General features: G+C 66.8%; 15 protein-coding genes and 2 pseudogenes. 9 read left to right on the top strand and 8 right to left on the bottom strand.

Going from position 1 to position 12,801, the window contains the following annotated elements; translation table 11 throughout:
• The coding region (locus K9U40_RS13450; protein ID WP_282890681.1) for a DUF1173 family protein at positions 1–127 on the bottom strand (127 nt) is incomplete at its 3' end.
• 442 nt (positions 128–569) lie between these two features.
• Between K9U40_RS13450 and K9U40_RS13445 the strand changes: the two genes are divergently transcribed.
• Positions 570–758: a hypothetical protein gene (locus tag K9U40_RS13445; RefSeq protein ID WP_282639867.1), complete on the top strand. Its 189-nt coding sequence runs from the start codon at positions 570–572 to the stop codon at positions 756–758.
• Positions 759–1,168: 410 nt separating this feature from the next.
• Here K9U40_RS13445 and K9U40_RS13440 read toward each other — a convergent pair whose 3' ends face one another.
• The 6 genes from K9U40_RS13440 to K9U40_RS13415 all read right to left on the bottom strand — a co-directional run bounded on the left by K9U40_RS13440 (position 1,169) and on the right by K9U40_RS13415 (position 4,824).
• Positions 1,169–1,576, bottom strand: a complete 408-nt coding sequence (locus K9U40_RS13440) for a DUF2442 domain-containing protein (RefSeq protein ID WP_282639823.1) — start codon at positions 1,574–1,576, stop codon at positions 1,169–1,171.
• Positions 1,569–1,808, bottom strand: a complete 240-nt coding sequence (locus K9U40_RS13435; RefSeq protein ID WP_282639822.1) for a DUF4160 domain-containing protein — start codon at positions 1,806–1,808, stop codon at positions 1,569–1,571. Before K9U40_RS13435 ends, K9U40_RS13440 begins: the two co-directional genes overlap by 8 nt.
• 155 nt (positions 1,809–1,963) lie before the next feature.
• Positions 1,964–2,263, bottom strand: a complete 300-nt coding sequence (locus K9U40_RS13430; RefSeq protein ID WP_282639821.1) for a type II toxin-antitoxin system RelB/DinJ family antitoxin — start codon at positions 2,261–2,263, stop codon at positions 1,964–1,966.
• Positions 2,264–2,403: 140 nt separating this feature from the next.
• Entirely contained in the window at positions 2,404–4,311 is a 1,908-nt protein-coding gene (gene traG / locus K9U40_RS13425; protein WP_282890680.1) for a Ti-type conjugative transfer system protein TraG, read from the bottom strand.
• Positions 4,308–4,547, bottom strand: a complete 240-nt coding sequence (locus tag K9U40_RS13420) for a conjugal transfer protein TraD (protein ID WP_282642217.1) — start codon at positions 4,545–4,547, stop codon at positions 4,308–4,310. Before K9U40_RS13420 ends, traG begins: the two co-directional genes overlap by 4 nt.
• Complete coding sequence (locus tag K9U40_RS13415) at positions 4,540–4,824, bottom strand: TraC family protein (RefSeq protein WP_282642216.1); 285 nt, start codon at positions 4,822–4,824, stop codon at positions 4,540–4,542. Before K9U40_RS13415 ends, K9U40_RS13420 begins: the two co-directional genes overlap by 8 nt.
• A gap of 212 nt (positions 4,825–5,036) precedes the next feature.
• Between K9U40_RS13415 and traA the strand changes: the two genes are divergently transcribed.
• From traA to K9U40_RS13395, 4 genes and pseudogenes are all read left to right on the top strand, one after another.
• Positions 5,037–9,653, top strand: coding sequence for a Ti-type conjugative transfer relaxase TraA (traA, locus tag K9U40_RS13410; RefSeq protein WP_282642215.1), 4,617 nt, complete (start codon positions 5,037–5,039; stop codon positions 9,651–9,653).
• Positions 9,654–9,667: 14 nt separating this feature from the next.
• On the top strand, positions 9,668–9,925 hold the full coding sequence (locus tag K9U40_RS13405; protein WP_282642214.1) for a hypothetical protein: 258 nt from the start codon (positions 9,668–9,670) through the stop codon (positions 9,923–9,925).
• A gap of 2 nt (positions 9,926–9,927) precedes the next feature.
• On the top strand, positions 9,928–10,143 hold the full coding sequence (locus tag K9U40_RS13400) for a zeta toxin family protein (RefSeq protein WP_282642213.1): 216 nt from the start codon (positions 9,928–9,930) through the stop codon (positions 10,141–10,143).
• Positions 10,104–10,501, top strand: a pseudogene (locus K9U40_RS13395) (transposase family protein); the annotation flags it as partial. The gene K9U40_RS13400 and the pseudogene K9U40_RS13395, both read left to right, overlap by 40 nt.
• A 128-nt stretch (positions 10,502–10,629) precedes the next feature.
• Here the strand turns inward: K9U40_RS13395 and K9U40_RS13390 are convergent.
• Entirely contained in the window at positions 10,630–10,950 is a 321-nt protein-coding gene (locus K9U40_RS13390; RefSeq protein WP_282642211.1) for an integration host factor subunit alpha, read from the bottom strand.
• A 143-nt stretch (positions 10,951–11,093) separates the two neighbouring features.
• Here K9U40_RS13390 and K9U40_RS24710 point away from each other — a divergent pair, with 143 nt between their 5' ends.
• The 4 genes and pseudogenes from K9U40_RS24710 to tnpB all read left to right on the top strand — a co-directional run bounded on the left by K9U40_RS24710 (position 11,094) and on the right by tnpB (position 12,799).
• The gene (locus K9U40_RS24710; RefSeq protein ID WP_349237858.1) at positions 11,094–11,504 is read left to right on the top strand and encodes an antitoxin MazE family protein; all 411 of its coding nucleotides are present in this window, start codon (positions 11,094–11,096) and stop codon (positions 11,502–11,504) included.
• Positions 11,501–11,854 (top strand): type II toxin-antitoxin system PemK/MazF family toxin, encoded by a 354-nt coding sequence (locus K9U40_RS13380; protein WP_282642209.1) that lies wholly within the window; start codon positions 11,501–11,503, stop codon positions 11,852–11,854. The genes K9U40_RS24710 and K9U40_RS13380 overlap by 4 nt, the downstream gene beginning before the upstream one ends.
• A 111-nt stretch (positions 11,855–11,965) precedes the next feature.
• Positions 11,966–12,406, top strand: a complete 441-nt coding sequence (gene tnpA / locus K9U40_RS13375; RefSeq protein WP_282890679.1) for an IS66-like element accessory protein TnpA — start codon at positions 11,966–11,968, stop codon at positions 12,404–12,406.
• A pseudogene (gene tnpB / locus K9U40_RS13370) lies at positions 12,403–12,799 on the top strand (IS66 family insertion sequence element accessory protein TnpB). The gene tnpA and the pseudogene tnpB overlap by 4 nt, the downstream one beginning before the upstream one ends.
• Positions 12,800–12,801 lie beyond the last annotated feature (2 nt).

Here is a 12,801-nt window from a genome sequence, read left to right as displayed (position 1 = left end):
TCGTGGTGGGCGGCTCGCGGCACAGGCAGAGCGGCCGCTGCTTGCGCTCAAAGGCCTGCTCGAGCGCGGATTGAAGCTCCGGCGCGCCTTCATCGCAGGTCCGCTCACCAATCCTGAACTGCCGCATCGCGGGATGCACCTTCGTTTAATCGCATCAAAGCAGTCAGTATAATCTCACTCGCGACGACCATAAACCCGATCGGGTCGCAGCAAGATGGGGTCTCCCGCACCGAGAAGCCCGGTGGGCGCATCCGGCAGGCCGGACCGGGCTCTACTCCGCCGGATGCCCGGCTCCACGAAGCCTGCGAGCAGTCTTCGCGCCCTACGGCGTGACGATCCCTTGCGCAAACAGCCCGCCTGTCGGTGGGAAGAGGGCAGGCTGCGCCCTCTGCCGCCGCGTGCCCGGAATACCCACCCTGTCTGCTCAGAATGCCCAAGCCTGCCATGGCGGGTGGGCACGCCCCAAAACCGCGCGGCCCCTCCAATTTTCCCGCTGCGCAGGAAAATCGGTTCCTCCGCGCGCCAGCAAGCTGGCCGCTGTCGCGGGTTTTGACCCGTGCCCACCCGCCATGACCGCCGTCGTCATCTTTCACAAGAACGTCGAGGAGATGACGATGACCCTGGAACAGCACATCGAGGAACTGCGCGCCGAGCTGCGGAACGCCGTCAATGCCGGTGAGCGCCGCGAGATCGCGGCCGAGCTTGAGACGGCCCGCGCCGAACTCGCCCGCAAGATCGCCGAGGAGGAGCTGCCGTGAAGCAGCTCTTTTCGCCGCGGCTCGGTGACGGTCCCGGCGTGTCATGGAACGACGGCAGCATGCCTGGTTAAGGCCGCCGCGGCCGACAGTCCATCGTCTTTGGACGAAGGGCGGCTTCCATGGTGGCGAGCAAACCTCGCAATCTGGCGCCACGAAATGGCCTTTTGCGGCGCAATGGCAGATGGTTGGTGAGCAACAGGGTGCCTTGAAGGCGCAGTCAATCCCTCGATAAAGCGGGCCTCGCCCGCCATCCTGAACGTGGCTACGAAATATTCCGCGCGCTGAGCGGATGCCAAACGACGGCACGCTGCGATCGGGCGACCGGCGACGACAGCGATGACCAAAGATCCACTCCCGACAACAAAGACGCCAGCCCCCCAACCAGGCGCGGCGTAGGGCGACGCGCCAAGCTACTGGCCGCTCGCTTTTCGCGGACGACCGCCTTTAGCGCCATTGGCGCGGGCAGCGGCCGCCTTGGCTGCGGACGTCGCCTGGCCGGCTCGGCGAGCCATATAAGCTTTGGTGCCGAAGATGCCGGCCATCAGGCCAGGCAGGGACAGGTCGACGTCGAGCGCCTCCCAATGCAGGCCATAGCCGTGACCAAGGATCTCGACAGCGGCAAGCTGGTCATCGGTTGCCTCTTCCAGCCCCTGCGCCAGACGCGGCGGAAAGGCGAAAGTGCAGCCGTTGGTGAGGTCGACGATGACCCGGCCAGTCTGCCGGTTAAAGCGCGCGGTAGCTGCTCGCGGCTCGCTTTCATGGGCCCGGCGGCCGCGTTCCAGGGCGGCCTCGATGGCGGCATCGGTAAGGTCAGCCATGAATCTCTCTCCATCGGGTCAGGAACGCAGTCTGCTGCTCGGTCACCAATTGCATCGCGCGGCGCACCTCGCCCCGCTTCATGCCCTCGGCCCAGACCAGTTCCGGTGCTCCTTCCGAGCCGATCAAATTGATCTTTGCCTGTCCGTCGCCGAATACATGGACATGGGCCGGCTCATGGTCATCAACGAAGATGACGACGCGCAGGCCATATGCGCGGTAGATCGTGACCATAGAGTTAAGTAACCTAACATGATGGGTTTTGCAAGAATGATCGGCTGAAGGCATCGGAGGAGTCCTTCCGAAATCAGGACACGGACGGTTCGATGCCCCTGCTTGCCGGAGTCTATGATCGCCTGCAGATCGGTGCGCGTGCGTTCTCGCGCCGCTCAAGCCTTCGCACGGCGCTTCCTGTCGATCAGCGACTGTGCCTCTTCCATCACCTGCTGGTGCGGCACCGCCGACCGGGTATCGACCAGGGCCGCGCGTACCTTGGCCCGAAACCATGCGTCATGGGAGTCCGGGTCCGCAGTCAGGCCCGCCGGCAACACGCCCTCTTTTACGACGCGCGTGAGGAGAATCCGGACGGCATCGGAAACCGTCAGACCGAAGCTGGCCAGCGTCTCGGTCGCGTCGGCCTTCAGCTTGTCGTCTATGCGGATGTGCAGCATTGAGGTGTGAGCGGCCATGTTCCGACCTCCTGACTTGGCGGCATTGTGTCTCTCTTTTGAGAGACATTCGAGGAGGGGCGACGATGGGGGCGGCTCGCCATTGCCCCGTGTCACTGGCGCGAAGCGCGTTGTCTGCGGAAACTGCTCGCGAAGGCGGCTCACACCTTGACGAAGCGATTGGCCTTGGCTTGCTCGTTCATGTCCCTGCGCCGGAAATAAATCGCCCGCCCGCAGCGGATCGGGCTGTGGCCCTGGACGATGATGATCTGCTCGTCCTTGCGCATCGACTGGGTGATCTCGTGGGGCATGATGAGCGGCCGGCGCTGGAAGCTGAGGCTCTCCGAGCGCCGATCGCCAGTGCTCGACATGCTCCATCCCACGTTCCGCGACCGGCCCTGGACCTCGACCGTCATCTCGCCGCACTGGGCCGAGACGTTGCGCGCGGTTTCGAGCGCCTTGATCGCGGCGTATGAGGCGAACGCACATCCGTCGATCCACGACGTCGCGCCGGCCTTGCCGAAATGCTGCTCCAGCTGACCGACCGATTGGTACATCATCATCAGCGTGATGCCGTACTTGCGGCCGCGATCGCGGGCCTCTTCCAGGACCCGCATGTAGCCGAGCAGGTCCACCTCGTCGAGCATGAAGAGGGCCCGGCGCGCGAACGCGCCATCCGCTTCCACCATGGCATTGATGAGCGAGCCGATGATCACCCGGCCGATCCCGGGATAGGACCTCAGGATCGAAGCGGGGATGTTCAGGAACAGGTCCTTCTTGCCGGAGACGATGTCACGCGACTTGAAGGCATTGCCGCAGACGAGGGCGGCGTAATTGTCGAGCGAGAGCCACTGCGTGTCCTTCGATGCGGTGGAATAGACGCCGCTGAACGTCTGCTCGGTCATATTCGTGAAAACGCCGAGCGTCTCACGGATGAAGGTCGATTCCGAGTGCTCCTGAATGTCCCGGAGCATGGCGAGCACCGAGGGCTCGGGCTCGGAAACGATCTGACGCAGGCTACGCAGATTGCGCCGTCCCGCATATTCGGGCGAGAGCATCACATGCGCGAGCAGGCCGGTCAGAAGGTTGTGCGCCTGGTTCTGGAAATAGGCGCCGGTCGAGGATTCAAAGCGCACGCTCTCGGAAAGCAGCATGTGCGCGATGCCGACGATGTCCTCCTCCTTTTTCTTCGATCCCTCGATGCCGTCGAGGACGTTGAAGCCGGCGATCGGGTTGGTGGGATCGAGCACCATGACCTCGCGGCCGAGAGCGCGCGTGCGATGCTCCTTGACCATCGGCGCGACCTCGGTCGAGGGATCGAGGCAGATCAGCGGCCCGGAATAGCGCAGCGCCGTCGGGACGACGTTGCTGGTCGTCTTGAAGCCCCCCGACCCGGCGAAAAACAACATGTGGGTCGAATCGAAATCCTGCTTGTAGGTCAAGAGCTGTGCCCGCCCGCCCTGGCCCCAGGTCGCGCGGTCCGCGGGGTCGAACGGCAGCTCATGCACGATCTCCCGATCGACGCGATAGCGCTCGCCGACCACGATCTCACCATCGGCGGGAAACAACCGCGCCGCCGCAGCCATGGGCAGCCAGTCCGCATCGCCGAAGGTCGGGCGCTTGGCGCGCTTGACCGGATCGGCGACGAGCACCGAAATCCTTGCCGCCGTGGCGACAACGAGAAATCCGACAATCGCGCCGGCTACGGCGAAGCCGTCGAGGTAGGAGAGGGCACGGTCCCAGGTGACGGCGCCGCTCTCAACGAAGGGGGCGAGGCGATCATATTCGCGCAGGGCATAGAGTCCGGCCACGCCGAGAAAGCACAGCAGCGTCGCCATCGCGATCGGCCGGCGCCGATGCATCGCCAGCGCCCAGACGGTCCCGAGCCCGACGAGGGGGCCGACCAGAAGGGCAGGGAGCGGTGCAGCTCGCAGGAACCAATGGGCCACCTTGCCGGATATTCCGACGGCGAGATCCGGCCATCGCCAGCCGGTGACATAGACGGTCAGGGCGGTGACGGCGATCGGCACGACAACCAGCAGCAGGCTCGGGTTCAATCGTCGCTTCACGGCGCCACTTCACTTTCCTGATCCGGCGCCGGTGCGTCCTCCATCGGCTGCCACTTGAACGCCTCCAGTCCGATTGCCTTCAGCCGCTCGTGCTCATTTGAGCCGACCGCGATGCGGCCCGCTTCGATCAGCGCACCCAGCAGAAACGCCCGGTCGGCTTCCGCCAGTCCGGCACGGACCACCAGGGCGCCGAGCAGAATTTTCTGAAGTGCGTCGCGTCGGCGGACCTCACTCATGGTGGCCCTTCGCCGTCGCGCCCACCGAACGAGCTCCCGATCGATCCGTCGCAGCGGCAGGTGAACCGGCGTTCCCTTTTTCCGCCTTGCGAAATCGGGCGGCGATCTCCTCGCAGATGGCGTCGAGTTCCTCGTCGGGGATTTCCATCTCCACCAGGCCTGCCTTCGTGGCGGCCCGGGCGAAGCGCTCCCCGGCTTTGACTATCAGAAATTTCCGACGCTCCCGCAGCTTCTCGATCTGGGCATCGATCTCGGGAAGTGACGATTTTCCGCGCATTAATGGACCTCACCTCAACTCGAAACAGGTCGATTATATCGACTCGTATAAGGCAGTTAAATAGGCTAATTTCATCATGAGCCAACTGGCTCACTGGCGGCGGTCCCCCGCAGGGCCAGCCGTTTGAAGCGGCATCGGCCCAGCGGTCCGATCTGTTTGAGGGCGCAATATACGTCGCTGGCGCGACGTGCCTGGTGGGAGCGACGACGGCAGTGGCCATCATGTTCGTCAGAGCGCAGGTGATCAGCCGCGGGACGGGGCGCTCGGTCGTCTCGGCCGCCGCCTATCGTCACCGCACCCGGATGACGGACGAGAAGGGCGGCACCAGCTTCCGCTATGAGGGCGGGGCCTCCGAGCTGGTGCATGAGGAGTTGGCGCTTCCGCAGCAGCTGCCGGCCTGGCTTGAGGCGGCCATCGGAGGAAAGAGCGTCGCCGCCGCCAGCGAGGTCCTGTGGAATGCGGTCGAGGCGTTCGAGAAAAGGGAGGATGCGCAACTCGCCCGCGAACTGATCATTGCGTTGCCGGAGGAACTCAGCCGAAGCGAGAACATCGCGCTGATGCGCGCGTTCGTGCGGGAGACCTTCACCTCGAAGGGCATGATTGCCGACTGGGTCTATCACGACAAGGACGGCAATCCGCACGTCCACCTGATGATGACGCTGCGGCCGCTCGCGGAGGACGGGTTTGGCCCGAAGAAGGTGGCGGTGCTCGGGGAGGATGGCAGGCCGCTGCGCGTCGTCACGCCCGATCGACCGAACGGCAAGATCGTCTATCGGCTGTGGGCCGGCGACCACGAGACGATGAAGGCATGGAAGCTCGCCTGGGCGGAGACGGCCAATCGGCATCTGGCGCTGGCGGGCTACGACATCCGCCTCGACGGACGCTCCTATGCCGAGCAGGGCCGTGACGGGATCGCCCAGAGGCACCTGGGGCCTGCCAAGGCAGCGATGGCGCGCAAGGGCAGTGCGATGTTTCTTGCGCCGGCGGAGCTCGCCCGCAGGCAGGACATGGCCGATCGCCTTGCCGCCGATCCGGGGCTGCTCCTGCAGCAGCTCGCCAACGAGCGATCCACTTTCGACGAACGCGAGATCGCCCGCGCGCTCCACCGCTATGTGGACGATCCGGACGATTTCGCCAACATCCGGGCCCGCCTGATGGCGTCGCCCGATCTGGTGACGCTGCGCCCGCAGCAGCTCGATCCCGAGACCGGGCGGGCTTTGGAGCCCGCAGTCTTCACGACGCGCGACATGCTGCGTGTCGAGCACGGCATGGCGCGCTCCGCACTCACGCTCGCGGCACGTGATGGCTTCGGTGTCGGCCCCGCGCGCGTTACCGCCGCGATCGAAGCCGTTGAGACCCGAGACCCCGACAAGCCGTTCAAGCTCGACGCGGAGCAGGTCGATGCGGTGCGGCACGTCACCTCGGATGCGGCGATCGCCGCCGTGGTCGGGCTCGCCGGCGCCGGCAAGTCCACCCTGCTCGCCGCGGCGCACGTCGCCTGGGAACGCGACGGACGCCGCGTGGTCGGGGCCGCGCTGGCGGGCAAGGCGGCCGAGGGCCTGGAGGACAGCTCGGGCATCGCATCGCGCACGCTGGCGTCCTGGGAACTGGCCTGGACCAACGGGCGCGACCAGCTCAAGCGCGGCGACGTGCTCGTCGTCGACGAGGCCGGGATGGTGTCGTCGCAGCAGATGGCGCGGGTGCTGAAGGCGGCCGAGGCCGCCGAGGCGAAGGTCGTCCTGGTGGGCGACGCCATGCAGCTCCAACCGATCCAGGCGGGCGCGGCCTTCAGGGCGATCGTGGAGCGGATCGGCTTTGCCGAGCTCGCCGGTGTGCGCCGCCAGCGCGACGCGTGGGCGCGCGAAGCGTCCCGGATGTTCGCGCGCGCCGAGGTCGCCACAGCGCTCGATGCCTATGCGCAGCATGGCCATATTGTCGAGACCGCGACGCGCGCGGACGCCGTCGGCCGGATCGTTGCCGACTGGACCGAGGCTCGCCGCGCGCTCGCCACCAAGGCGCCAGCTGGTGGAGATCCGCAACCCGTTCGCGGGGATGAGCTGCTCGTGCTCGCCCATACCAATGACGATGTGAAACGCCTGAACGAGGCCCTCCGCAAGGTGCTGATCGACGACGGTGTGCTGACACAGAGCCGCACGTTCGCCACCGAGCGCGGGACGCGCGAATTCGCCGCCGGCGACCGGATCATGTTCCTCGAAAACGCGCGGTTCGTGGAGCCGCGGGCGACGCATCTCGGCCCGCAGCGCGTCAAGAACGGCATGCTCGGCACGGTGACGTCGACCACGGACAAGCGCGGCCGAACGCTCTTGTCGGTGCGTCTCGACAATGGGCGCGAGGTCGTGTTTGGCGACGACACCTACCGCAATGTCGACCATGGCTATGCGGCCACGATCCACAAGGCGCAGGGCGCGACGGTGGACCGGACCTTCGTGCTCGTCACCGGCATGATGGACCAGCATCTGACCTATGTGGGGATGAGCCGGCACCGTGATCGGGCGGATCTCTATGCGGCGAAGGAGGATTTCGAACCGAGGAGCGAATGGGGACGAAAGGCCCGCGTCGATCACGCCGCCGGCGTCACCGGCGCGCTCGTGGCGGTAGGCCGGGCCAAGTTCCGCGACGGCGAGGATGTCGCGCTGAGCCCGTTCGCGGATGTGCGGACCGACGACGGGTCCACCCGTCGGCTATGGGGCACGAGTCTGCCCGCCGCGCTGGAGAAGGCGGGGGTTGGGGTCGGTGATACCGTCTTGCTGCGCAAGGACGGCGTCGAGACCGTCACCCTGAAGCTGCCAATCGTCGATGAGGAAACCGGACAGAAGCGGTTCGAGGACCGTGTCGTCGAGCGCAACGTCTGGCGGGCCGGGCGGATCGAAACCGCCGCCGTTCGCCTAGATCGGCTCGCACGAGACAGCCACCGGCTGGAGGTGTTCGCCGGGCTCGTCGAACGTCTGTCGCGATCCGGTGCGAAGACCACCACGCTCGATTACGAAAGCGAGCCCTCCTACCAGGCGCACGCCCGCGACTTCGCGCGGCTGCGCGGCATCGACCAACTCGCGGAGGCCGCGGCCGGGATGGAGGAGGGCGCGGCGCGGCAGCTGGCGTGGCTGGCCGAAAAGAGGGGCGAGCTGGCGCGGCTGTGGGAGCGGGCGAGCGTCGCCCTGGGCTTTGCGATCGCCCGCGAACGTGGCGTCGCCTATAACGACATGCGCGCCCAGGCGCCGCCTCCGCAGGTGTCGGCCGGGGAGGGTCGCCATCTGCTCGCGCCGGTAACGCGGTTCGCACGGTCGGTGGAGGAAGATGCGCGCCGGGCTCAGCTTGTGTCGCCGGCCGTGAAGGAGAGGGAAGGGGCGCTCAGGCCGGTGCTGGAGCGGATCTATCGCGATCCGGATGCCGCGATGGCGAAGCTCCACGATCTGGCCACGTCGCCGAAGGCCGACTCGCGGGCGCTCGGCGCGGCCATCGCCCGGAGCCCGGAGCAGCTTGGCACGCTGCGCGGCAGCGATCATCTCCGCGATGGCGTGGGCCGGCGCGAGCGCGCCGGTGCGCTGGAGGCTGTTGTGGAACAGCTGGTGCCGCTGGCCCGCGGCCACGCTGCGGCGTTCAAGAAAAGCGCGGCATCCTTCGAGATCCGCGAGGAGCGGCGGCGCGCCTCCATGACGATGTCGGTGCCCGCCCTCTCGGAGAAGGCGTTGGCACGGCTCGGCGAGATCGAGACCGTGCGCGTGCAGGGTGGGCCGGACGCCTACAAGGCGGCCTCTGCCCTGGCCGCCGAGGACCGTGCGGTCGTGCAGGAGGTCAAGGCCGCCGCCGAGGCCTTGACCGCGCGCTTTGGCTGGAGCGCCTTCACCGAAAAAGCCGACGCCATCGCGGAGCGCAACATGGCCGTTCGCATGCCAGAGGACATGGACCCGCAGAAGCGGGCGGAGCTGAAGACCCTGTTCGAGTCGGTGCACAGGTTCGCCGGCGCGCAGCACCAGGCGGAGCGGCAGGATCGCTCGCGCATCGTCGCGCCGGCGCCGTATGCTGGCGAGGCAGCGGCCACCAGTCCGCCCATGCTGGCCGCGGCGACCGAGTTCCGGCAGCCGGTGGAGGACGAGGCGCGGCGGCGGGCCTTGGACAGCGCTCATTATCGGCAGCAGCGGGCAGGGCTCGGGGCGATCGCGACGCGCATCTGGCGGGATCCGGCGGCCGCCGTCGGGAAGATCGAGGACCTCATCGTCAAAGGCTTCGCGGCCGGGCGCATCGCCGCGGCCATTGCCAATGCGCCCGACGCTTATGGCACCGTCCGCGGCTCGGGGAGAATGATGGACCGCCTGCTCGCCACGGGCCGCGAGCGCAAGGAGGCCCTTGCCGCGCTCCCCGCCGCGGCGGCGGAGCTGCGGACCCTCGGCTCGGCCTATGTCGGGGCGATGGAGACCGAGCGCGCGGCGATCGCCGAGGAGCGGCGGCTGATGGCGATCGCCATTCCGGGTCTCTCCCGGCCGGCGCATCAGGCCCTGGAGCGATTGAGCGCCGAGGCGAAGACGAATGCGCGCGGCCTGAACGCCATGGTTCTTGAGCTCGAGCCGAAGATCCGGGAGGAATTCGCCGCCGTGAGCAAGGCCCTCGACGTGCGCTTTGGACGAAATGCAATCGCGCGCGGAGAGACGGACGCCGTGCGGCGCGTGCCGCCGGCGCAGCGGGATGCTTTTGAGGCGCTGCGTCCCGCGCTGCGCGTCCTGCAGCAGTCGGTCCGGATCGACGCCGGCGAGAAGATCCTGTCCGAGCGGCGGATACGGACGATCAATCAAACTCGAGGATTAACCAAGTAGGGACGGGGAAGGCCATGGACCGAGAAACGCCGCACGACGCGGTCCTGCGCACCGAGGTCGCGCTCGAGATCCTCAACCAGGCGCGCGCCATCGTCACGAGCCGGATCCACGACCTCGAGGCGGAGGATCCGGAGGCCGCCGAGGCGCTGCGCGTCCGCCGGCGCACCCTCGTCGAGCTCCAGCACTGCCTCCGGGTGGAGGACTGCGAGGCCGTCATCGCCACCTGGGGCCCCTGGGTCAGGGACGAGAGCCTGTTCTGGCGGGAGTTCTGACCATGTCGTCGGACGCGATCGCCGGTCAGCTGTCGCCCGAGCGGAACGAAGAGATCTTCCGCCGCGACATCATGCGCGACTACCTGCCCGACAAGCTCGCGTCTGTCGCGCGCCCGCGCCTGATCCTCCTCGGAGGCCAGCCGGGGTCGGGCAAGACCGCTGTGCTGACGGCGGATTCGTGCTGGACGATGTCAGCAGCGACAGCACGGGCACGCTGATTGCGGTTCGCGCGGTTGGCAAGGCGAGTTCGTGCCCGGGATGCGGGAGAACGTCGGAGCGGATACACAGTCGCTATCATCGGCATCTGGCGGATCTGCCGATGGCGGGCAAACCGGTTCGGCTCGTCGTCCGGGCGCGGCGTTTCCACTGCGACACGGTGCTCTGCGGCTGCGCGTCTTTGCGGAGCGCTTCGACGATAAGGTTTTGGCGCCGTGGGCGCGGCGGACCGCCCGGCTCGACCACATCGTCCACCACCTGGGGCTGGCGCTGGGTGGACGGCCCGCGGCGAGCTTTGCCCGCAGGCTGATGCTGCCGGTCAGCAATGACATCCTGCTGCGGGTGGTGCGGCGCCGCGGCCATGCGAGGAGGCATAGGCTTGGATCGAGAGCGTGGTGTGTCTTCTGAAAAGGAGCTTCTTCGCAGTAGGTTTTGAACGAAAGCTGCAGTTCCTTCCGGCCACACCGCCGTGCCTGAAGGAGTTCATATCAATCCTCGTCGGCCGCCTCGTCCGAAGGTGTGCCGTTGATGCGGTGCTTGAGGATGCTCGACGGCTTGAAGACCATCACTCGGCGCGGCTCGATGGGCACTTCCTGCCCGGTCTTGGGATTGCGGCCGATGCGCTGACCCTTCTCGCGGACGACGAAGGAGCCAAAGGACGACAATTTCACTGTCTCGCCGCGGGCGAGGCAGTCGGCGATCTCCTTCAGGACGATTTCGACGAACCGGGCGGACTCGATGCGAGACAGTCCCACCTGTTGATAGACCGCCTCACACAGATCCATCCGCGTTATGGTCCGACCGGCCATTTGTCCTCCAGCCCCAGAAAACTCACGCAACTCCGCAACCCACCACCCCGGGGGGCACCAGACCCCGATCGATTTCAGCGGAGCAGGACCCATGGATATGAGGACAAACGCCACGCTTTTGCGCGCCCCTGTATCGGTGAGCAATGTTCCTCGCAAACGAGCTATGCACACGCGGGAAGGTCAATGCAAAGGTGCCTAAAACGGCAGGGCGGCGGGCGGCCATTTGCGTTCTCGTCGATGGTGCAGTTCGAACCACTCCGCATCGAAAGCGCTGGTTGCAGGCGGGCCTTCCTGCTAGGTTACATGTAACCATGGCGAGGTCCAACCACGTGCCCACGGCATCGACGCCCAAGTCCTCCCGCGTGAAGGTCCGGGATTATCGCGCCCGTCTGCGGTCCCAGGGCTTGCGGCCCATCCAGATCTGGGTGCCCGATGTGCGCGCACCGTCCTTCCGGTCGGAGGCGCATCGCCAGTCGCTGGCCGTTGCGACGAGCCCTCATGCCGGTGGGGATCAGGCCTTCATCGATGCGGTATCGGATTGGGGTGATGAATGAGGCGCGGCGACATCTGGACCGTCGCCGGCGGCAAGGACTATGCGGGCAAGCCGCGTCCCGTCGTCATCGTGCAGGATGATACCTTTGACGCCACGGATTCGATCACCATCTGCGCCTTCACCACCGACGAGACCGAGGCACCACTGTTTCGTCTTCCCGTGGCGCCCAACGCGCGCAACGGGCTCAGGACCACGTGCCGCCTGATGGTGGACAAGATCACCACCGTCCCGAAATCCAAGGTCGGGACGCGCATCGGGCGCCTGGACGATGAGGATGTCCTGCGCCTCAACCGGGCCATCGTGGTCTTCCTCGGATTGGCCGCAACTTCTGGGGCGAAGCGGCGGTCATAGAACCGGCGTGAGCAGTCCTCTCCCGCTACAGCTTCGTAAGCGGCGTCCTGACCCCACTTTTCGTCGGCGCGGCTGAGGGGGTGATGTTCCGAGCCTGGAGGGCTTGGGCATATGACGATTTCAGAGCTTACGCTTAAATCGAGCGCCGAAGAGCCGGTCCGGCGGTTCGAGGTTTTCACCGGAGTGGGGCGCCGCCGGGAGTGGGTTCCCGAGGACAAGGCGCGGATTGTCGCCGAGAGCTTCGAGCCTGGTGCCACGGTGAGTGCCGTAGCGAGGCGCCATGCATTGTCGCCGCAGCAGTTGTTCACGTGGCGCCGGGAGGCGCGTAAGGCGAGCGAGATGATCCCGGCGTTCGTGCCGGCCGTGGTCGCGCCGGAACCGGCTCCCGCATCTGAGCCGTCCGCCCCACCGTCACAGCCGAAGCGGCGTGGCCGGCAACGCCGGGCGGCGGCCATCGAGGTTGACGTCGCCGGGGTCAGGGTGAGGATCGAGAACGGGGCCTCGCCGGCCACCATCGCGGCGGTGATCGGCGCGCTGAAGGCCAGATCATGATCGGCCCGACCGGCGCGGTCCGGGTCATGGTGGCGACCCGGCCTGTGGACTTCCGCAAGGGGGCGGAGGGCCTCGCGGCACTGGTGCGTGAGACCATGGGCGCCGATCCGTTCTCCGGCACCGTGTACGTGTTCCGGGCCAAGCGACCCGACCGGGTGAAGCTGGTGTTCTGGGACGGCACCGGGGTTGTGCTGGTGGCGAAGCGGCTGGAGGACGGTGCGTTCCGCTGGCCGAAGATCACCGACGGCATCTTGCAGCTGACATCGGCCCAGCTCCAGGCCTTGCTCGAGGGGCTCGACTGGCGGCGGGTGCACGAGGCACAGCGTACGACGACCCCGGTCGCCGCCAGTTGAAGAGGCTCACCGGCTCCCGGCGAATATGATTCTATCTTGATC

The sequence above is a fragment of the Xanthobacter autotrophicus genome (assembly GCF_030015065.1).
GTDB lineage: Bacteria > Pseudomonadota > Alphaproteobacteria > Rhizobiales > Xanthobacteraceae > Xanthobacter > Xanthobacter autotrophicus_D.
Note: the sequence above shows the minus strand (reverse complement) of the source record. Positions and strands in the feature narration are given on the sequence as shown.